The organism is Pseudomonas sp. 3A(2025), assembly GCF_054589175.1.
On sequence record NZ_BAAILM010000005.1, the window covers coordinates 18748 to 39826 of the forward strand.

Consider the following 21079-nt stretch of genomic DNA (forward strand, 5'->3'; position numbering starts at 1 on the left):
CCCGCCATGAACAACCCCGTACGCGGCATCCTGCATGCCCATCAATCGTTGCTCTCGGTCGCCCATCGCCTGCTTGATTTACTGGTCATTGTGCTGATCGGTTACTGGCAGCACCAACTCACGCCATTGTTCAATGACACCGAAGCCTGGGTCCAGATTCTGCTGGCGGTGCTGGTGTTCCACTGGCTCAGCGAGTACCACCAGCTCTACGGTTCATGGCGCGGCGAACGCATCGTCGGCGAACTGACCAAGGTGTTCGCCTGGTGGGCGCTGGCCTTTGTGATTCTGCTGTCGGTCGATTACCTGATGCTGGGCCGTCGCGAGCTGCCGGCCGAGCAACAAATGACCTGGTTCGCGCTGGTACTGGCGGTGCTGTGCGGCTACCGGATCATGATCCGCCTGGGCCTGCACGCCTTGCGCCGGCGCGGTTTCAATACCCGCCGGGTCGCGATCGTCGGCACCGGCCCGGTCGGTGTGCGCCTGGCCTGTTCGATCAGCGATGCGCCGTGGATGGGCCTGCACCTGCTGGGGTTCTACGACTCGCTGCCACAACAGACCGACCTGCGCAGCCGGGGCCTGCGTGTGCAGGTGCTGGGCGATCTTGAGCAACTGATCATCGATGCCCGCCAGGGCCGCATCGACAAGGTCTACATCACCCAGGCCGAACCGCTGTTGCGCGAACTGCTCACCGGCCTGAGCGACACCACCGCCACGGTGTACCTGATCCCCGATGTGTTCACCTTCGAGCTGTTGCATGCGCGCAGTGAAAGCATCAATGGACTGCCCACCATCAGCATCTTCGACTCGCCCATGGACGGTGCCTGGAGTGTGGTCAAGCGTCTGGAAGACATCGTGCTGACCAGCCTGATCCTGTTGCTGATCGCCGTGCCGCTGCTGCTGATTGCGCTGGCGATCAAGCTCACTTCAAAGGGGCCGGTGCTGTTTCGCCAGCGCCGTTATGGCCTGGATGGGCGGCCGATCATGGTCTGGAAATTTCGCAGCATGACCGTGCAGGAAAACGGCGACGTGGTGCGTCAGGCGACCCGCAACGACGCACGCATCACGCCATTGGGCGGCTTCTTGCGGCGCACCTCGCTGGATGAGCTGCCGCAGTTTTTCAACGTGCTGCGCGGCGACATGTCGATCGTCGGGCCGCGTCCCCATGCCGTGGCGCACAACGAGCAATACCGCAAGCAGGTCAGCGGCTACATGTTGCGCCACAAGGTCAAGCCGGGCATCACCGGCTGGGCGCAGGTCAATGGCTGGCGCGGCGAAACCGACACCCTGGACAAGATGCGCAAGCGGGTCGAGTTCGACCTGCAGTACATCGAACACTGGTCGGTGTGGCTCGACCTGAAAATCATCCTGCTGACCCTGTTCAAAGGCTTTCTCAACAAGAACGCCTTCTGACGCTGCACTGCATTAGCTCTCCCATGCTTGCCATGACCATCCCCGCGTATTCTCAGGAAGGAACCCGCCTTATGAAGCAACCCCTTGCCCTTATGTTCTTTGCTTTGCTCCTGCAAGGCTGTGCACTTGCCCCTGGCCAGCACATGACTCAAAGCGATGTCGGCACCGATGACCCGGACGAGCCCCAGGCCAGGCTGGTCGACATCACCCCGCAAAGCCTCAGGCAAGAGCAAGAGGTGGCGCTGGCCAATGGTCAGCCGTTGCCGTCTGAACTGCTTGACTACAAGACCCCGGAATACCAGATCGGCGCAGGCGACACGTTGCTGGTCACCGTGTTCGAGCACCCCGAACTCACCGCGCCCGGCTCTCAGGACCAGCTGGATGCCAACTCACGCGAAGTGCTCAACGACGGCACCCTGTACTTTCCCTATGTCGGGCGCATTCAGGCAGCGGGCAAGACCGTACGCCAGGTGCGCGAACAACTGCGCCTGGGGCTGTCGCCGCAGTACACCGAGGTCAAGGTCGATGTCAAAGTGCTGCGCTATAACAGCCAGCGCATCCTGTTGTCGGGGTCGTTCAAGACACCGGGGCCACAATCGATCACTAATATTCCCCTGAGCCTGGTGCAAGCGGTGAGCACCGCCGGTGTCGACCTCAGTGACGCCAACCTGGCCGGCCTGACCCTGCGCCGCGATGGCAAGGATTACCTGATCGACATCGACTCGCTCAACCGCCGCGGCTCGCAACTGAGCCGCATCTTCCTCAAGGATGGCGATTACCTGCACCTGAACAGCAACTCGAAAAACCGCATCTATGTGCTGGGTGAAGTGCGCAGCCCGCAAGTGCTGTCGTTCGGCACCACCCGTGTGACCCTGCTCGAAGCCCTGGGCAACGCCGGCGGCCTTAGCCCCGACAGCGCCGACGGCGACGCGGTGTACGTCATTCGCGGCGCCGACGCACAAAGCAACAGCGCAGCGACCGTGTACAACCTCAAAGCGAAAAAACCCACCGCCTACCTGCTGGCCGGGCAATTCGAGCTCAAGGCTCAGGATGTAGTGTTCGTGGGCCCGGCGGACATTACCCGCTGGAGCCGCTTCATCAGCCAGTTGCTGGGCTCGGCCAGCGTCGTCCAGACCGGGGCCGCGTTCAGAAATTAAGCCTGCAAAGTGTTGCTCCAGCAACAGCCGTTCGACACTGGTCTGTTGCTGGGGCACCAACCCCATCGTCTTCCCCCTTCCCTTGCAGCCGCCCAACCCATGTAATTCGCGCTTTTCGCAGACTGGCACACAAGCTGCTTGGCAGTCAGACGCTTATTGCAAGGAATCTCCCTGATGTTGGTCGTTTCGCTTTCTGGCAGTCCCTCCCCTACTTCCCGTTCCGGTGTTGTTCTGGCGCATGCCAGCCAATGGCTTGCGCAGCATGGCGTCGATGTGACGACCTTGCGCATCCGTGACTTCAACGCCGAAGATTTATTGTTCGCCCGCTTCGACAGCCCGCAGGTGCAGGCCTATATCGAAGCGGTGAAACAGGCCGATGGCCTGCTGATCGGTACGCCGGTGTACAAGGCGTCGTTCTCCGGCGCGCTGAAGACTCTGCTGGACCTGCTGCCCGAGCGCTCCCTGCATGGCAAGGTGGTCTTGCCGCTGGCCACCGGCGGCAGCATTGCGCACATGCTGGCGGTGGACTACGCCTTGAAACCGGTGCTCTCGGCACTCAAGTCGCAAGAGGTGCTGCATGGCATCTTCGCCATCGACAGCCAGATCAGCTACGGCGACGGCCCTGAAGGCGGCGTACTCGACGAGATTCTCACCGAACGCCTGAACGAAGGCCTGGAGCATTTCCTGCGCAGCCTGCAACACCGCCTGCACACCCGCAAAAAAGCGGCCGGCGCGCACTTGCAACTGGCGTTGTAAAGCACTGTGTGAACTGGGCTGGTTAGGGTGGTCTGTTAAAGAGATTCCGGCCCTCTCCGGGCCCAGCGGCGCATATGACATTTGCGTAAAAGATCAAGATCAAAAGCTTTTGATCTGCTTTTCGTGCGCGATGGTACAGGCGCCGCCAATCGCGACTTGTGCAGGCCGAGTGGAGGCGTTGCGCAGGGGGAAAAGGGCCATGGATGGCCCGTTAGCCGCTTGGGCCATGGAAGGCCCATAAGCGGCGACCCCGGAGCAATGCCGGAGGGAGGGAACCCGAAGGGCCGAAACCAGGAGCAAGCGGTTTGGTTACTTTGCCAAGACAAAGTAACCCGGCCCGAAGAGGGTCGGAACCTTTCTAAAAGACCGCCAAAGAAAGCTCATACAACCCCGGCCTCAGGTAACCAAATCAAAATCACCCCACCACCAACGGATACAACGACAGCACCAGCAACAACGCCATGATCACGTTGAACACCCGCAACCAGCGCGGGTCGCGCAGCACGTTGCGCAACAGGCTGCCGAAACCTGCCCAGATGCCAACACCGGGCAGGTTGATCAAGGCGAACACGGCGGCAATCACCAGCACATTGGTGAAATAGCCCTGCATCGGCGTGTAGGTACTGATTGCGCCGATCGCCATCACCCAGGCCTTGGGATTGACCCACTGGAACAACGCAGCGGCAAAAAAGCCCATGGGCTCGCCGCGTGGCTGATCGTTGTCAGAGGCAGGTCCCGAGGTCGCAATCTTCCAGGCCAGGTACAGCAGGTAGGCGCCGCCGATATAGCGCAACAAGGTATAGAGAATCGGCCAGGTCTGAAACAGACTGCCCAGGCCGAAACCAACGGCCAGCACCAGAACCATGAAACCTATGCTGATGCCAAGCATATGCGGCAGCGTGCGGCGAAAACCGAAGTTCACCCCAGAGGCCAGCAGCATCATGTTATTGGGGCCCGGCGTGATGGAGGTCACCAGCGCGAACAGGGCAAAGGCCAGCAGCAGATCGAACGACAAAGACATGACGACAGTCCAGGGAGGCAGGGAGCAAGGCGCTCACACTAACCAGCCAGGCTGGACAAACACACGGACAGTTATACAAAAGTTGCGGCAGTACAGTTTCTACACATTTATCGAGTCAGCAAAACTGTCAGCCTTGGCGATCCTGGCCAATGGTGCTGACGTCGACATTGACTTCAGCACTGCGGTCAAACTCACGCACCTGCTGAAGCTGCGGTTCGGCCAGCAATTGCGCCTTGCGAGCGTGGTATTCGTCGAACGACAGGCCACGACGGTTGAGGTCTTCCAGCGCCAGCTGGCGGGATTCTTCGGCACTGAAAGGGCGCTGTTCGACCGCATGATGGGTCGAGCAACCGCTGACGACGGTAACGGTGAGCAACAGGGCAAGAGCAGTAAAACGGTTCATGGCGACCTCCGTGGTCGTTGCAATTGGGGAATGAACAAATCTTAATCCCGCGCCGCCCTGCTCAAAAATCACCCCCTGTGATAGTGACTATTGCCTGGGTGATACTTGCCCGGATACCTGCTCGATCAACACATCGCGCAAGGCTTGCGCGGCCACCGACAATTGCTGCTCTCCCAGTGTCATCAAGCCGATGCGCCGCTCGATGCGCGGCCCCACCAGCGGGATGCAGCGCGCGCCCAACTCCTGCATCTGGCCGATGCACAAGGCCGGCACCGCACTGACCCCAAGCCCGCAGGCGACCATGCGCCCTACCGTCACCAGTTGATGGCTTTCGAAAGCCACCGACAGCCGGCCATGCAGCGGCGCAATCGACTGCTCCAGCAGCAAGCGCACCGCCGAGGGCCGTTGCAGGGCGATAAAGTCCTCGCGCAACAGCTCGCTCCAGTCGATTTCCTCCCGCACCGCCAACGGCGAATCTGCCGCCACCACTGCGACAAAGCGGTCCAGCCAGAACGGCGTGAAATGCAGTAAATGCCCAGGCTCGGGCTCAAAGCCTATACCCAGCTCGACCCTGCGCTCACGGACCATGTCCAGCACCTGCTCGTTGATCACGTCGTGCACCGCGACATTGACCCGCGGATAACGCCCACGAAAGACCTTGAGCGCTTCAGGCAAACGGTTACCGGCAAACGACGGCATCGCTGCCAGCGACACCCGGCCCATCTGCAAGGTGAAGCGCTGGCGCAGCAGCTCCTCGGTGTTGTCCCAGTCAGCCAGCAACTGCCGCCCCAGCGGCAGCAGCGTCTCGCCCTCGGGGGTCAGGCTGACGCTGCGGGTAGTACGAATCAGTAACTGGCCACCCAGCGACTCTTCAAGGTTCTTGATGGTCAGGCTCAGTGCAGGCTGGGACAGGTGCAGTCGCTCACCGGCCTGGGCAAAGCTCAGGCATTCGGCAACGGCCACGAAGGCGCGTAGTTGTTTGACGTTCATTGTTTTGCTTTTCTTATCAAATCATCAGAAAAACAAAATTAACAAATCACTGCCCAAAGCAGAAGATGCTCTAAACAACTACAAATAAAACAAGGCGGACATCATGGCTGGACTCGACAAGCGAGTGGCGACCTGGGAAGAAGCCCTGGCCGGGCTGACTGACGACATGACGGTGCTGTGCGGCGGCTTCGGCCTGTGCGGCATTCCGGAAAATCTTATCGCGCAGATCAAGCGCATGGGCACCCGCGGCCTGACCGTAGTTTCCAATAACTGCGGCGTCGACGGCTTCGGTCTGGGCATCCTGCTCGAGGATCGGCAGATCCGCAAAATGATCTCGTCCTACGTGGGCGAGAACGCCTTGTTCGAGCAACAACTGCTCAATGGCGAGTTGCAAGTCGACCTCACCCCGCAAGGCACCCTGGCTGAAAAACTGCGCGCCGGCGGTGCTGGCATTCCGGCCTTCTACACCGCCACCGGCTATGGCACACCTGTCGCCGAAGGCAAGGAAAGCCGCCAGTTCAATGGCCGCAACTATATTCTTGAAGAAGCGATTACCGGCGATTTTGCCTTGGTCAAAGGCTGGAAGGCCGATCACTTCGGCAATGTGATCTACCGCCACACCGCACAGAACTTCAATCCGCTGGTGGCCACTGCCGGGCGTATCACGGTGGTCGAGGTCGAAGAGATCGTCGAACCCGGCGAACTCGACCCTGCGCACATTCATACCCCAGGCATTTACGTCGATCGGCTGATTGTGGGCACGTTCGAGAAACGCATCGAAAAACGCACCCTTAAAGCCTGAGCTGGAGATCTGACCATGGCACTTTCCCGCGAACAAATGGCTCAACGGGTCGCCCGCGAACTCAAGGACGGCTACTACGTCAACCTGGGCATCGGCATTCCGACCCTGGTTGCCAACTATGTCCCCGACGGCATCGACGTGATGCTGCAATCGGAGAACGGTCTGCTGGGCATGGGTGAATTCCCCACTGAAGAAACGCTCGATGCCGACATGATCAACGCTGGCAAACAAACCGTCACCGCACGCCGCGGCGCCTCGATTTTCAACTCTGCCGACTCGTTCGCAATGATTCGTGGCGGGCATGTCGACCTCACCGTGCTGGGCGCCTTCGAGGTCGATGTGAGCGGCAATATCGCCTCGTGGATGATCCCCGGCAAGCTGATCAAAGGCATGGGCGGCGCGATGGACCTGGTGGCCGGCGCCGACAATATCATCGTCACCATGACCCACGCCTCCAAGGACGGCGAATCGAAACTGCTGCCGCAGTGCAGCCTGCCGTTGACCGGCGCCGGCTGCATTCGCCGGGTACTGACGGACCTTGCGTGGCTGGAAATCGACAATGGCGCCTTCATCCTGCGCGAGCGTGCGCCGGGGGTCAGCATCGAGGAGATCGTCGCCAAGACCGCAGGCCGGCTGATCGTACCGGACGATGTGATCGAAATGCAGTTCTGAATGATCCAGCCCCTGCCCCGCAGGGGCTTCAAGTTTTTAACGCCTAAAAATAATAACGAGGTTCTGCATGTCCACTTCCCTTCAGGAAAGCCGCTCCGCCCGCTTCGCCTTGCGTTGCTCGGCCTGGGCCGAACGCTGGTTCCCCGACGCCTGGGTATTCGCCGCCCTGGCGGTATTGATCGTAACGCTGGCGACCCTGGCCATGGGCGCCAAGCCTGCGGCGGCGGCCAAGGCCTTTGGTGACGGCTTCTGGAGCCTGATCCCCTTTACCCTGCAAATGGCCTTCGTGGTCATCAGCGGTTACGTGGTGGCCAGCTCGCCACCGGCAGTGCGTCTGATCGACCGCCTGGCGCGTATCCCGAAAAACGGCCGCAGTGCCGTGGCCTGGGTGGCGCTGATTTCGATGGTCGCTTCATTGCTCAACTGGGGGCTGTCACTGGTGTTCGGCGGCCTGCTGGTGCGCGCGCTGGCGCGGCGCACCGACCTGAAAATGGATTACCGCGCAGCCGGTGCAGCCGCCTATCTGGGGCTGGGCGCGGTGTGGGCGTTGGGTATTTCTTCGTCGGCGGCGCAGTTGCAGGCCAACCCGGCCAGCCTGCCGCCCTCGATCCTGTCGATCACCGGAGTGATTCCGTTTACCGAAACCATCTTTCTCTGGCAGTCGGGGGTGATCCTGCTGGCGCTGGTGGTGATTTCGATCATCGTCGCCTACGCCACCGCACCCGGTCCAGGCAGCGCGCGCGAGGCCAAGGATTGCGGCGTGGACCCTGCGTTCAACCTGCCGCCGCTGGCGCCGCGCACCCGGCCCGGTGAATGGCTGGAATACAGCCCGCTGTTGATCATCGCCATGGTGGCGCTGGGCGTAGGCTGGCTGATCAACGAATTCAGCACCAAGCCGGTGATTACCGCCATCTCGGGTCTGAATACCTATAACTTCCTGTTCATCATGCTCGGCGCCCTGCTGCACTGGCGTCCGCGCAGCTTCCTCGATGCCGTGGCCCGTGCGGTGCCGACCACCACCGGGGTGCTGATCCAGTTCCCGTTGTACGGCTCGATTGCCGCGTTGATGACCACGGTCAAGGGCAGCGATGCGCAAACCCTGGCGCACCACATTTCGCTGTTCTTCACCAGCATCGCCACCCACGACACCTATGCGCTGCTGATGGGCGTGTACTCGGCGGTGCTCGGGTTCTTTATTCCGTCGGGCGGCGGCAAATGGATTATCGAAGCGCCTTACGTGATGCAAGTCGCCAACGAACTGCAATATCACCTGGGCTGGGCGGTGCAGATCTATAACGCCGCCGAAGCATTGCCGAACCTGATCAACCCGTTCTACATGCTGCCACTGCTCGGCGTGCTGGGCCTGAAAGCCCGCGACCTGATCGGCTTCTCGTTCGTGCAACTGCTGGTGCATGCGCCCATCGTGCTGTTCCTGCTCTGGGCGCTGGGGACCACCCTGACCTATACACCGCCGGTGATGCCATAACCGGTTTTAGCGTGCCCCCTTAACGAGGCGCGCTGACGTCGGTCTGGCCAGTGGCGAGCAACGCACCGCGTACAAAGCCGCTGGCCAGCTGGCGCTCGATAAAGTCCGCTACATACGCAGCACCCGCCTCGCGCCCGCGTGGTACGGCCATGGCCTGGCGGATCGCGGTAAAGGCACCGTCGAGCACGCGATAACGCGCATCGGCGGCGGCCACTTGTTCCAGCGGCTGACGCACACCGGCTGCGGCGTCCAGGTTCTGTTCGATAAACAGGTCAACGGCACCTGCCGACGTTTCGGCGCGTTCCAGCGTGGCGTGTTGCAGGGTGCGGCTCAAAAACAGGTCATAGGCCGCGCCATTGCCTACTGCCAGACGCAGGCCAGGCTGATCGAGCTGCGCGACCGACTGGTAAGGCGCATCGGCTTTCACCAGGTACGTACCCTCGATCAGTACATACGGCTCGCTGAAATCGATCTGCGCCGCACGCACCGGCTCGATGGCCAGAAACGCCAGCCTCCAGGCGTCCTCTTCCAGCGCGGCAAAGACCTTGCCCGCCGCATCGAAAGTGGTCATCTCCAGGCTCACGCCCAGCTCGATGGCCAGCGCTTTGGCCAGGGCCACCGATACGCCTTGTGGCTCACCGGCCGGCCCTTGCTGGGCCAGTACCGGATTGCCGAGGTTGATGGCGGTACGCAGTACGCCGTCGGGGGCCAGGTCGGCCAGTATGGCGGGAGTCACCGGATTCACATTGCTTTCCTCAGCGCTTGGCCTTGCGCTTGTTGCGGTACTGGTCGACCACCACAGCCACGACGATGATCACGCCCTTGATAATGTCCTGAATATAGGCATCGACACCGACAAAGGTAAAGCCGCTGGCCATCACGCCGAGGATCAACGCACCGATCACAGTGCCGGTAATGCGCCCGACACCGCCGGCCAGGCTGGTGCCGCCGATCACCGCGGCGGCAATCGCGTCCAGTTCATAGGACATGCCCATGCCCGCTTGACCGGTGGCCGCACGCGCCGAGGCCACTACACCGGCCAGCCCTGCCAACAGGCCGGCGAGGCTGTAGACGATGACCAGATGACGCTTGACGTTGATGCCCGAGGTGCGCGCCGCCTGCATGTTGCCGCCGATGGCGTAGGTGTATTTGCCGTACTTGGTGTAGCGCAGGGCGATATGGAAGATCACCGCCACCACCAGAAAGATGATCACCGGCATCGCGCCCTGACCAATGGCGGTGTAGGAATCGGACAGCATGCTGACCGGCTGGCCTTCGGTGTAATAACGCGCCAGACCACGCGCCGAGACCATCATGCCCAGGGTCACGATAAACGGCGGGATGCCGGTAATCGCGATCAGGCTGCCGTTGATGGCCCCGGCCAGCAAACCGACACCCAGTCCCGCCGCCACCGGTATCCACACCGGCAGGTCAGTCAGCGAAGGGAACACTGCACGGGAAAAGTCAGAGGTTTGCGCCAGGCTGGCGGCAACCATCGCCGACAGCGCCAGTACCGAGCCCGATGACAGGTCGATACCGGTGGTGATGATCACCTGGGTGACGGCGATGGCCAGCAGGCCAATGATCGACATTTGCAGAATCATCAGCACCAGACGCTGGGAGTTGAGCAGAAAGCTCTGGTCACGCACGATCCAGCCAAACACTTCGAATACCAGACCGATGCCGATCAGCACCAGAAAAATACTCAGCTCTGTGGGGATCCGGCGCTTGGCCTTGGCCGGCGCCAGCGCCGGTTTGTTCTGTGACAATGCGTTGTTCATGTGAGTATTCCTCTTGTTCTTGTAAGGCCGGCTCCTGAAGAGCCAGGCCTGGATAAATCAATGAACCGAGTGGCCGGACGCCAGGTGCATGACTTTTTCCTGGGTCGCGTCACCGCGCGCCAGCGTCCCCATCAACTCGCCCTCGTGCATGACCATGACCCGGTCGCTCATGCCCAGCACTTCAGGAAGCTCGGAAGAAATCATGATCACCGCCATGCCTTCGGCGGCCAGCAGCGAGATCAGGCGATAAATCTCGGCTTTGGCGCCGACATCGATGCCACGGGTCGGCTCGTCGAGAATCAGGATGCGCGGGTTGGTCATCAGCCAGCGCGCCAACAGCGCTTTCTGCTGGTTGCCGCCCGACAGCGTATCGATGCACTGTTCCAGCGACGGGGTCTTGACCCGCAATTTCTTGCACATGTCCTCACACAGCGCCCGCAAGGCTTTTTGCTGAATGAAACCGCCGCCGGCGTAGTTGCTCAGCACGACCATTTCCATGTTTTCCATCACCGACAGGCACGGAAACAGGCCGGTGAGCTTGCGGTCCTCGGTCAGCAGGGCAAAGCCTTTGCTGATCGCCAGTTGCGGGTCGGTGATGCGCACCGGCTGGCCATCAAGAAAGATTTCGCCACTGTCGCTGGGTGAAATACCGAACAGGGTTTCGGCCACATTGGTGCGCCCCGAGCCCATCAACCCGGCGATGCCAAGAATTTCGCCTTTGTGCAGGTCGAAGGACACGTCCTTGAAGACGCCGTTGAGGGTCAGGTTGCGCACCGACAGCATCACATCGCCCACCGGCGTTTCACGCTCGGGAAACAGCTGGGTCAGCTCGCGGCCGACCATCATCGAAATCAGGCTGTCACCGTCCATCTGTTCGGCGCGTTGCAGGCCAACGTAGGTACCGTCACGAAAGATCGCGACTTCGTCGGCGATCTGGAAAACTTCACTCATCTTGTGAGTGATATAGATGATGCCTTTACCCTGCGACTTGAGGTCAGCAATGATCGAGAACAGGTGCTCGACCTCGCTCTCGGTAATGGCCGAGGTCGGCTCGTCCATGATCAGCACGTCCGAGTCGTAGGACACCGCCTTGGCAATCTCGACCATCTGTCGCTCGGCGATGCTCAGGTTGCCAACCAGTTCCTCAGGGTCCAGGCGGATGCGCAGGCGCTCGAGCAGTTCGGCGGTGCAGCGATGCATCTTGCCGTGGTCGACCATGTGCAGACCGTTGAGTTGTTCGCGGCCGATCCAGATGTTCTCGGCGATGCTCATGAACGGCATCAGGTTGAGTTCCTGGTGAATCATCGCGATGCCTGCCTGCAGCGCCGCCAGGGGTGTTGTGAATTCGACAGGCCGGCCGTGCAGACGGATCTCGCCCTCGTCGGGCTGGTAGATGCCGGCGATGATCTTCATCAGGGTCGATTTGCCGGCACCGTTCTCGCCCATCAGGGCCAGGACGCTGCCGGGACGCACCCGTAGCTGCACATCATCGAGTGCCACGACACCCGGGAAGCGCTTGCTGATGTGGGCGATTTCCAGCAGGTATTCGCTCGGCTCGGCGCTGAAGGCCGGCTGGCTGTCTCGCGCGGCGTGACGGTCAGCGATAGCGGAATCAGACATGATGACAAGCTCCTCATGCAACAGTCTGCGGGGGGGACTCAAGGCCGGAATCCCCCCGGCCTGTACGTTGTTGTTATTGGGTTTTTATTTGAACGTATCGACGTTTTCGGCGGTGATCAGACGATACGGGATCACGATGGCTTGCGTGTCTATTTTCTCCTTTTTGGCCATCTTCACGGCGGTCTCGATCGAGCCGTTGGCCTGGCCTTTGGCATCCTGGAACACCGACACGGTCAGCATTCCGGTCTTCACTGCACGCAGTCCGTCCTGAGCACCGTCGACGCCGGCAATCACCACTTCGCCCTGCTTTTTGCCGGCCTGCTTGAGGGCCATGGCCGCACCGATGGCCATCTCGTCGTTATTGGAAACCACCGCATTGAATTCCCGACCCTGGGTCAGCCAGTCGTTGGTGATGTCCATGCCGCGCTGGCGCTGCCAGATCCCGGTCTGCTCCTGGTCGATCTTGATGTCCGGGTATTTGGCGAGAATCTCCTTGACGCCGTCGGTGCGGTTGCGGGTTGCGTTATTGGCCAGGTCACCGAGCAGCACCACGATCTTGCCCTTGCCGCCGATCTTGTCGGCTACGTATTGCATCTGCAGGCGGCCAGCCTCTTTTTCGTCGGAGGTGACGGTGGCAACACCTTCAGGCAATTTGGGATCGTCCGGGCTGCGGTTCACGTACACCAGCGGAATACCGGCGGCCAGTGCGGCCTTGGTGATCGCAGCGGTGGCCGCAGTGTCGACCGGGTTGACGATCAAGGCGTCGACTTTCTTGCCGATCAGGTCATGCACCTGGTCGAGCTGCTTGTTGACATCGGTACGCGCATCGACAAATTGCAGCTTTACGCCTTCAGGCATGGATTTGGCCTTGGCCGACATGTCTTCGCGCAGATACGTCAGCCAGATGTCATCGAACTGCGGCATCAGCACACCGATGTTGATATCGGCCAGCGCTGTGCCACTGCCGAACATCAGGGTCAGGGCAAGGGAGGTGAAGGTAGTCTTGATCTTCATGAAGGTCTGTCTCCGGATTCTTGTTGTTGTGTACGGCGAGAACGATGCGCAAGCAATCAACGCGGAATACGAATGCCGGCAGCACCGGGCATGCTGACCAGCAGCCAGTTCTTGTGCTCGACACACATGCCGCGCCCGATGAGGGTCAGCAGGCGGTCAGCAAGAACGCCGCACACGGACAAGGCAAGGGAGGTGACGCGATTGGCCCGGGAGCCAGAATGGAGGGCTTTCATTGACGGTACCTATCTTTGTTTTGTTTTTGTTGGCTTGTTCCCTGCCGTGTCGGACGAATCTGACAGCGGTAGGTCATTCGATAGTGGGTAACCTGAAAACGACTTTATTAGAAATTTTTTTCCAATTCAACACATTTTAGAATTTTATTCCGCTTGCTGTTCCATTCTGGTGCTCTGGTTTAAATGGCCTACAAAAAAGCCTGCTTTTCCCAGGAAAAAGCAGGCCTTGTCTGTCATACAACGTAGGGCGCATGCCGCAGTTTAGAGCGCCACGACACATCCGCTACTGGCACTTTGCCGCGCCGCATCGAGCACCCGCGTGGTGTTCAACACCTCCTGCGGATCGACCGGGCTGGCAGCTCCGGTATCGACCGCCTGTTGCAACTGTCGGTAATAACTTAGCCAACAACCTCGCTCCGAGGGCACGCGCACACGGTGCTCGCCGTGCTCGAACCAGCCCCAGCGCCGATGCTCCTCGACACCCCAGTTGTCACCCGCGCTCAGCGGGGTCTGCCCCGCCAGCGCCTGCTCTTCCTGAACGTCCAGGCCATCGACGGTGTAACAACCACTGCTGCCGCTGACCCGAAACCTGGGCCGGATGCAGTTTTGCAGGCAACTGCCGGACAAATGCGAGACCACACCATTGCTATGGGTCAGCGCCACAAAGAAACTGTGATCGACGCTGTCGTCTGGCGTAGCGTATTGCAGCTCGGCATACACATGACGCACCGGGCCGAACAGCACCAGCGCCTGATCCACCAGATGACTGCCCAGGTCACGCAGAATGCCACCCCCGCTTTGCTTGCCCACCGAGGCAGGCGTGAAACGCTCGACACTGGACTCGAACCGCGTCACCTCACCCAACGCACCGCTGTCGAGCAGTTTGCGCACGGTCAAAAAGTCCGAATCCCAGCGCCGGTTCTGATACACGCTGAGCAACACGCCGCGCCGCTTGGCCGCGTCGACCAGTTCACGGGCGTGGGTTTCGTCCTGGGCAAAGGGCTTGTCGCTGACCACGCCGACACCCAGCTCGATGGCTTCGAGAATCTGCCCGTGACGCGCCGCCAGCGGCGTGGAAATCGCCACTACATCGACGCCGGCCGCGACCAGTTCGCTCAGGCTGTCGAAGGCCTGCACCTGCGGGTAATCGCGGGCCAGCTCTTGACGGCGTTCAGGCGAACGGGTCACCACCCCGACAAACGTTGCCTCGGGCAAGCTGGCGATCAACGGCGCATGAAAAAAGCGCCCTCCTTTTCCGTAACCCACCAATCCGATTCGCATGGTGTTCTCCCTGACCGCTGGTAATCAATCGTAGAAGGCCGGACGCGGGCCTTGAGTGACTTTCTCGATGGCGCCGCTTTGCTGGGCCTTGATGCACACATCGGCGGTCACTGCAGCGGCATAACCGTCCCAGGCCGACGGACCGCCAACCTTGCCGACGGTCACACCGTCGATAAAGGCTTGCAGCTCGACGTCGTAGGCGGCGATGAAACGGTCCTTCCAGTCGGTGAGGATCGCGTTGGACAGCTTGGCCTGACTGCGCAGTTGCACCTGCGAAGGCTCGGGCAGACGCGCAATACCGCTCTCGCCGACCACTTCACACTGAATGTCATAGCCGTACTGGCAATTGACAAACACTTCGACATCGATGCGCGTGCCACGTGCAGTTTCCAGCAGCACGATCTGCGGGTCCTTGAGATGGGCAAAGGCCTTGCCGCTCTTGCGCGGGAATACCACTTGCACCGACACATAGTCGTCATCGAGCAGCCAGCGCAGCACATCGATCTCATGGATCAGGGTGTCGGTGATGGCCATGTCGGTCTTGTAGTTCTCGCCCACCGTCGGGTTGCGGTGCGCGCAGTGCAGCATCAACGGCTCGCCGATGGTGCCGGCGTCGAGCACCGATTTAAGCGCCCGGTAGCCTTCGTCGTAAGAACGCATGAAGCCCACTTGCACCAGACGCCGGCCAAAGGCGATCTCGGCGTCGACAATGCGCCGGCAACCTTCGGCAGTGACCGCCAGCGGTTTTTCACAGAACACCGGCTTGCCGGCGGCGATGGCGGCCAGCACATACTCTTCGTGGGTCGGGCCCCAGGAGGTGACCAGAATCGCCTCGACCTCCGGCGCCTGGATCAGCGCATGGCCGTCGGGATAGACCTCGGCGGTAATACCCAGATCGCTAACGACCTGCGCTGCCTGTTGCAGATTGATGTCGGTGACCGCCACCACTTCACTGCCCAGCAGGGTCTTGCTGCAACGACGGATATGATCGCGGCCGATTGCGCCCGTACCGATAACACCTAATTTCAACGCCATCTCAATGCTCCTTGAATTGTTGGGATTGATGTCGACTTACTGGAAACGCGGATTCTTGTAGGAGGGAGCTCTGCTCGCGATCGAGTGCGTAGCAGTCGTAGATTTGCAGCGTTTCGACTATTTCTGTGAGCGCTTCGCGCTCAATCGCGAGCAGAGCTCCCTCCTACAGGCCGGTGTGCAATTCACGATTCGTGCGGTGTCAGTACTGGCGGGCTTTGGCAAGTTGTTTGTTGAGCTTCTCGTGCACCTGCGCGGTGGTGCCGACCGTGGACACTTCAGCCACGCCGACGCGCCACCACGACAGGTATTTGTGGATCATGGTCTTGGGCAAAACCTTGATGTCGATCAGAGTCGCGACGCTTTGCTTCTCGGCATCGGCCAGCGCTTCGTGCAATTGCTCCACGGTGCTGACCTTGTAGGTCTTGCAGCCATAGGCCGCCGCGCTCATGGCGAAGTCCACCGGTACAAAGCCGCCGTCCAGCTTGCCGCTTTCCGGGTTGCGGTAACGGAACTCGGTGCCGAAGCTGTTCATCCCGTGTTCCATCTGCAGGTTGTTGATACAACCAAAGGTCATGTTGTCGAGCAGGATCACGTTGATCTTGCGCCGCTCCTGAATCGCGGTGACCAGCTCGGAGTGCAGCATCAGGTACGAACCATCGCCGACCAGCGCATAGACTTCACGCTGCGGCGCCGCCAGCTTGACCCCCAGTGCGGCATTAACCTCATAACCCATGCACGAATAACCGTACTCGACGTGATAGGTGTCCACACCGGTGCTGCGCCAGGCGCGTTGCAGGTCGCCGGGCAGGCTGCCGGCAGCGGCAACGATTACCGCATCTTTGGGCAGGCTTTCATTCAGCACGCCCAGCACGCGGCTTTGCGTCAGGCACGAACCGGTCAGCTCGATGAACTCGCGCAATACCGCAGGATCAAGGTGGTCGTTGATTTCCGGAACGAAGTCGCGGCTCTGGTATTGGACGGCATACACCCGGTCGACTTCGGCATCCAGCTCGGCACGCGCAGTCTTTGGATGCTCGCCCCAGGCGCTGTGCCAGTCGCTGCCTTCAAGACCGTGCAGCAGCGCAACCAGTGCCTCCTGAGCATCTGCCAGCACCTGAACGCCGTCGAGCTTCTGCACATCGAAGGCGCCGACATTGAGGTTGAGGAACTGCACATCCGGGTTCTGGAACAACCATTTCGACGAGGTAGTGAAATCGCTGTACCGGGTGCCGACACCAATAATCAGGTCCGCTTCCCTGGCCAGCTGGTTGGCGGCCAGGGTGCCGGTTTCACCGAGGCCACCCATGTTCAGCGGGTGCGCCGAGACCACGGCGCTTTTACCGGCCTGGGTTTCAGCGAACGGAATACCGTAGCGCTCGGCCAGCGCCAGCAGTGCCTGGGCAGCGCCCGAATAGCGCACACCACCACCGCAGACCAGCAGCGGTTTACGCTTGGCCTTGAACAGCGTCAATGCATCGTCGAGCATCGCGCGGGTCGGCGGACGGCGATCGATACGGTGCACGCGGCGTTGCAAAAAGCTGTCGGGATAGTCATAGGCTTCGGCCTGCACATCCTGCGGCAGCGCCAGGGTCACCGCGCCGGTTTCGGCAGGGTCAGTCAGCACGCGCATGGCGCTCAGGGCAGCGCTCATCAGTTGTTCGGGACGGTTGATGCGGTCCCAGTATTTGCTCACGGCCTTGAACGCATCGTTGGTGCTGATGCTCAGGTCGTGGAACTGCTCGATCTGCTGCAACACCGGGTCCGGCTGGCGGCTGGCATAGACATCGCCGGGCAACAGCAACAGCGGAATACGGTTGGCCGACGCGGTGGCCGCCGCCGTGATCATGTTCGCCGCACCCGGGCCGACCGACGACGAGCAGGCGTAGATCTTGCGCCGCAAGTGTTGCTTGGCAAAACCGATGGCGGCGTGGCACATGCCTTGTTCGTTGCGGCCCTGATGCACCACCAGGTCACCGCTGTCCTGCTCCAGTGCCTGACCGATGCCCAGCACGTTGCCGTGGCCGAAAATAGTGAAAATGCCTTCGACGAACTTGCTCTGCACGCCGTCGACTTCAACGTATTGGTTGTCCAGGAACCTGACCAGAGCCTGGGCCATGGTCAATCGTGTCGTACTCATGCTCGCACCTTGTGGTGATGAGAAGAAATGGCCAAGCGCTTGATTAACGTGCCTGTCAGCTGAACGACTTCTGCAGATGCCCCATGCTGCCGGCCAGCGCCTGCTGGATATCGTCCAGCGCGTGTACGCTTTCAGCGAACGGCTCGAACGACAGGTAGCCGGTATAACCGCTGGCCAGCAGGCGTTCGATCTGTGGCGCGTTACCGAGAATGTCGCCCTCGCCAACCAGTACCCGGTGGCCGTCGCGAATGGTGTTGAGCGGCGCCTCGGCGTCCTCGACGCCGGAGATGTGCACCAGCCCGGTCAGCTCGGGAAACATCTCGACTTCGCCGGCGAGATGATGGTGGAAGGTGTCATGCACCAGGCGGAATACGTCCAGCCCACCGACCGCCTTGATCGCATCGACAGCCTGGCGCTTGAGACGCAGCGAGCACTCCTCGAAACCCAGCGGTTCGACAAAACCGAGAATGCCATGCTCACGCAGGATCGGCGCCAGATGCGTCAGCGCTGTGCGCAGGCCAGCGGCGCGCTGAGCGGTATTGCGAGTGTCGGCGCGGTCGTTGAGCGGGCACATCACCAGGCCTTCGGCACCGCAGTCGCGGGCATAACGCGCCAGCCGGGTGGCCTGCTCGCGGCGCTCGTCGTTCCAGACATCGAAGGGGTACAGTGCGTTGATCGACAACACCCGAATGTTGCTGGCTTCGCACAGTTCGCGCACGGTGTGCGGTGCGGTGCCGTCTTCGATTTCGATACCCTTCAGATCGTTGCGGATCTCGATGGCATCGGCGCCCAGCTTGACCGCAAGCTCGATGAACTCGGGCAACGGCAGGCGCGGCGCAACCATCCGGTTAAGGGCAAAACGCAGGGATTGACTCATTATTGTTGTTCTCCGCAACGCATGAATGAAAAGGCTTGGCAATGTGGGTTACTTGGCCGTTGGCATGCTGAATTCGGCCCCCTTGGCGATGCTGTCGGGCCAGCGTTGCATGACACTCTTGTAGCGGCTGTAGAAGCGCAGGCCTTCTTCGCCATAAGCATGGTGGTCGCCGAACAGCGAACGTTTCCAGCCGCCAAACGAATGCCAGGCCATCGGTACCGGAATCGGCACGTTGATGCCGACCATGCCGACCTTGATCGAACGGGCAAAGGCGCGGGCCACGCCGCCGTCGCTGGTGAAGCACGACACGCCATTGCCAAACTCATGGGCGTTGATCAGCTCGACCGCGCTGGCAAAGTCCGGCACATGCACCAGGCCAAGCACCGGGCCGAAGATTTCTTCTTTATAGATCTGCATGTCGATGGTGACGTTGTCGAACAGCGTCGCGCCCACGAAGAAACCGTTCTCGGCGCCCGGCACCTTGAAGTTACGGCCATCGACGATCAGTTTTGCGCCTTCCTTGACGCCCTGATCGATATAACCCTCGACCTTGGCCTTGTGCACCGCCGTGACCAGCGGGCCCATGTCGCTGTCGGGCTGCATGCCGTTGCCGACCTTGAGCTGGTCGATGCGCGGCAGCAGCTTGTCGATCAGCTTCTGCCCGGTATCGCCCACCACCACCGCAATGGAGATGGCCATGCAACGCTCGCCGGCCGAGCCGTAAGCGGCACCGATCAACGCATCGGCGGCTTGGTCCAGGTCGGCGTCGGGCATCACGATCATGTGGTTCTTGGCGCCGCCCAGCGCCTGCACGCGCTTGCCACGGGCTGTGCCTTCGCGGTGGATGTATTCGGCAATCGGCGTGGAGCCGACAAACGACACCGCTTCGATGTCCGGGTGCTGCAACAGGGTGTCGACCGCCAGTTTGTCGCCCTGCACCACGTTGAACACACCGTCCGGCAGGCCGGCTTCCTTGAGCAGGCGCGCCATCAACAGGCTGGCCGAAGGGTCACGTTCGGACGGTTTGAGGATGAAGCAGTTACCGGTGACCAGCGCCATCGGGATCATCCACAACGGCACCATCACCGGGAAGTTGAACGGCGTGATGCCGGCGCAAACACCCAGGGGTTGACGCAGGTTCCAGTTGTCGATGCCGCCGCCGATGTTATCGCTGAAATCGCTCTTGAGCAGGTTCGGCGCACCGCAGGCGAACTCGACGATTTCGATGCCACGCACCACCTCGCCCTTGGCATCGGAAAACACCTTGCCGTGTTCGCGGCAGATGATCTCGGCCAGTTCATCATGATGGCGGTCGAGCAGTTCCTTGAACTTGAACATCACCCGCGCCCGGCGCAGCGATGATTGCTCGGACCACGCAGGGAATGCCGTGCGCGCGGCGGCCACGGCCTGCTCGACGGTCTGCTGGCCGGCCAGCGCAACACGCGCCTGCACGCTGCCGGTGGCCGGGTTGAAGACATCGCTGTAACGCTCGGCGGCTTCATTCAATTCGCCGTTGATGAAATGACCGATGACCGGTGAATCACTCATGACTAACTCCAAATCAAGAAAGGGGGCTTACAGATCGAGCAGCCAGCTGTGCTGCGGATCGTTGTGAAATTGCCAGGCGCGCTTGGGGCCGGCCATCACGTTGAGGTAATACGACTCGTAGCCGTAAGGCACGCTGACCGGGTGATAGCCTTCGGGCACGGTCACCAGGTCGTTGTTTTCCACGGCCATGGCCTGGTCGATGCTGCGGTCATCGGTGTACACGCGCTGGAAGACGAAGCCCTGCGGCGGGTTGACCTGGTGGTAGTAGGTCTCTTCGAGAAAGCTCTCGTGCGGCAGGTTGTCCTGGTCATGCTTGTGCGGCGGGTAGCTCGATGAGTGCCCGGACGGCGTACGCACTTCAACCACCAGCAGCGAATGGGCAACCTCGGTGTCGGGCAGGATGTCGCACACGTAACGGGTATTGGCGCCCTTGCCGCGCACGCTGCGCTTCATGCTGGACGGGCTGATCAACCGCGCCGGCAGCGCGTCGGCGCGGTTGCCGGGGGCGGCGCACACCGCCACATGTGCAGCACTGAGGGCGGTGAATTGCGCCTGGCTGTCGGCCGGCAGGTACACGGCAAACGGCGACTTTTCTTCAAACACCGACTCACGGTCGCCGATGTTCTCCCAGTTGAAAGCGCCCTGCCCCGGCGCTTCGCCGCTGACACTGGCGCGCCCGGACAGCAGCACCACACACAGCTCTTTGTCGCCGGCGCTGAGTGGCAGTTGCTCGCCCGCCTGCAGGCGATAGGCGGCAAAGCCGACATAGTCCAGAACTCCGTCTTGCAGCGCGACGATGTCGCGGCCCTGGGGTTTGCTCTTGGTCAACAGGTTCATTGTCCGGTCCTCCTTTTCA

20 protein-coding genes are annotated in these 21079 nt (G+C 61.0%); 6 read left to right on the top strand and 14 right to left on the bottom strand.

Annotated features, from left to right (window positions below; translation table 11 throughout):
* The first annotated feature begins 6 nt into the window (after positions 1-6).
* The 3 genes from ACYP2A_RS01375 (at position 7) to ssuE (ending at position 3323) form a co-directional block, all read left to right on the top strand.
* Complete coding sequence (locus tag ACYP2A_RS01375; protein WP_459742061.1) at positions 7-1410, top strand: undecaprenyl-phosphate glucose phosphotransferase; 1404 nt, start codon at positions 7-9, stop codon at positions 1408-1410.
* A 71-nt stretch (positions 1411-1481) separates the two neighbouring features.
* On the top strand, positions 1482-2567 hold the full coding sequence (locus ACYP2A_RS01380) for a polysaccharide biosynthesis/export family protein (protein ID WP_459742062.1): 1086 nt from the start codon (positions 1482-1484) through the stop codon (positions 2565-2567).
* A gap of 174 nt (positions 2568-2741) precedes the next feature.
* On the top strand, positions 2742-3323 hold the full coding sequence (ssuE, locus tag ACYP2A_RS01385; RefSeq protein WP_459742064.1) for an NADPH-dependent FMN reductase: 582 nt from the start codon (positions 2742-2744) through the stop codon (positions 3321-3323).
* Positions 3324-3738: 415 nt separating this feature from the next.
* Here ssuE and ACYP2A_RS01390 read toward each other — a convergent pair whose 3' ends face one another.
* The 3 genes from ACYP2A_RS01390 to ACYP2A_RS01400 form a co-directional block, all read right to left on the bottom strand.
* Positions 3739-4344, bottom strand: coding sequence for a LysE family translocator (locus tag ACYP2A_RS01390; protein ID WP_459742066.1), 606 nt, complete (start codon positions 4342-4344; stop codon positions 3739-3741).
* A gap of 127 nt (positions 4345-4471) precedes the next feature.
* Complete coding sequence (locus tag ACYP2A_RS01395) at positions 4472-4747, bottom strand: hypothetical protein (RefSeq protein WP_459742068.1); 276 nt, start codon at positions 4745-4747, stop codon at positions 4472-4474.
* An 87-nt stretch (positions 4748-4834) separates the two neighbouring features.
* A complete protein-coding gene (locus ACYP2A_RS01400; protein ID WP_459742070.1) occupies positions 4835-5737 on the bottom strand; it encodes a LysR family transcriptional regulator in 903 nt (300 codons plus the stop codon).
* 103 nt (positions 5738-5840) lie between these two features.
* On the opposite strand from ACYP2A_RS01400, the gene ACYP2A_RS01405 reads away from it, so the two are divergent.
* The 3 genes from ACYP2A_RS01405 to ACYP2A_RS01415 all read left to right on the top strand — a co-directional run bounded on the left by ACYP2A_RS01405 (position 5841) and on the right by ACYP2A_RS01415 (position 8697).
* Positions 5841-6539 carry a CoA transferase subunit A gene (locus ACYP2A_RS01405; protein ID WP_459742072.1) on the top strand — a complete coding sequence of 233 codons (699 nt, stop codon included), beginning with the start codon at positions 5841-5843 and terminating at the stop codon, positions 6537-6539.
* Positions 6540-6554: 15 nt separating this feature from the next.
* Complete coding sequence (locus tag ACYP2A_RS01410) at positions 6555-7211, top strand: CoA transferase subunit B (protein WP_459742073.1); 657 nt, start codon at positions 6555-6557, stop codon at positions 7209-7211.
* A gap of 67 nt (positions 7212-7278) precedes the next feature.
* A complete protein-coding gene (locus tag ACYP2A_RS01415; protein ID WP_459742074.1) occupies positions 7279-8697 on the top strand; it encodes a short-chain fatty acid transporter in 1419 nt (472 codons plus the stop codon).
* Between the two features lie 19 nt (positions 8698-8716).
* Here ACYP2A_RS01415 and ACYP2A_RS01420 read toward each other — a convergent pair whose 3' ends face one another.
* From ACYP2A_RS01420 to iolB, 11 genes are all read right to left on the bottom strand, one after another.
* Positions 8717-9442: a transporter substrate-binding domain-containing protein gene (locus ACYP2A_RS01420; RefSeq protein ID WP_459742076.1), complete on the bottom strand. Its 726-nt coding sequence runs from the start codon at positions 9440-9442 to the stop codon at positions 8717-8719.
* Between the two features lie 10 nt (positions 9443-9452).
* A complete protein-coding gene (locus ACYP2A_RS01425) occupies positions 9453-10478 on the bottom strand; it encodes an ABC transporter permease (protein ID WP_459742077.1) in 1026 nt (341 codons plus the stop codon).
* Between the two features lie 57 nt (positions 10479-10535).
* Positions 10536-12098, bottom strand: coding sequence for a sugar ABC transporter ATP-binding protein (locus ACYP2A_RS01430; RefSeq protein WP_459742079.1), 1563 nt, complete (start codon positions 12096-12098; stop codon positions 10536-10538).
* Positions 12099-12182: 84 nt separating this feature from the next.
* Positions 12183-13112 carry a substrate-binding domain-containing protein gene (locus ACYP2A_RS01435; protein ID WP_459742081.1) on the bottom strand — a complete coding sequence of 310 codons (930 nt, stop codon included), beginning with the start codon at positions 13110-13112 and terminating at the stop codon, positions 12183-12185.
* Positions 13113-13168: 56 nt separating this feature from the next.
* Positions 13169-13345, bottom strand: coding sequence for a hypothetical protein (locus ACYP2A_RS01440; protein WP_459742082.1), 177 nt, complete (start codon positions 13343-13345; stop codon positions 13169-13171).
* A 261-nt stretch (positions 13346-13606) separates the two neighbouring features.
* Positions 13607-14626 carry a Gfo/Idh/MocA family protein gene (locus tag ACYP2A_RS01445; protein WP_459742084.1) on the bottom strand — a complete coding sequence of 340 codons (1020 nt, stop codon included), beginning with the start codon at positions 14624-14626 and terminating at the stop codon, positions 13607-13609.
* 24 nt (positions 14627-14650) lie between these two features.
* Positions 14651-15661, bottom strand: a complete 1011-nt coding sequence (locus ACYP2A_RS01450; RefSeq protein WP_459742086.1) for a Gfo/Idh/MocA family oxidoreductase — start codon at positions 15659-15661, stop codon at positions 14651-14653.
* Between the two features lie 199 nt (positions 15662-15860).
* Positions 15861-17798, bottom strand: coding sequence for a 3D-(3,5/4)-trihydroxycyclohexane-1,2-dione acylhydrolase (decyclizing) (gene iolD / locus ACYP2A_RS01455; protein WP_459742088.1), 1938 nt, complete (start codon positions 17796-17798; stop codon positions 15861-15863).
* Between the two features lie 55 nt (positions 17799-17853).
* Positions 17854-18675: a TIM barrel protein gene (locus ACYP2A_RS01460; protein ID WP_459742090.1), complete on the bottom strand. Its 822-nt coding sequence runs from the start codon at positions 18673-18675 to the stop codon at positions 17854-17856.
* A gap of 48 nt (positions 18676-18723) precedes the next feature.
* Positions 18724-20223: a CoA-acylating methylmalonate-semialdehyde dehydrogenase gene (locus ACYP2A_RS01465; RefSeq protein ID WP_459742092.1), complete on the bottom strand. Its 1500-nt coding sequence runs from the start codon at positions 20221-20223 to the stop codon at positions 18724-18726.
* Between the two features lie 27 nt (positions 20224-20250).
* A complete protein-coding gene (gene iolB / locus ACYP2A_RS01470; RefSeq protein ID WP_459742093.1) occupies positions 20251-21060 on the bottom strand; it encodes a 5-deoxy-glucuronate isomerase in 810 nt (269 codons plus the stop codon).
* Between the last annotated feature and the right edge of the window lie 19 nt (positions 21061-21079).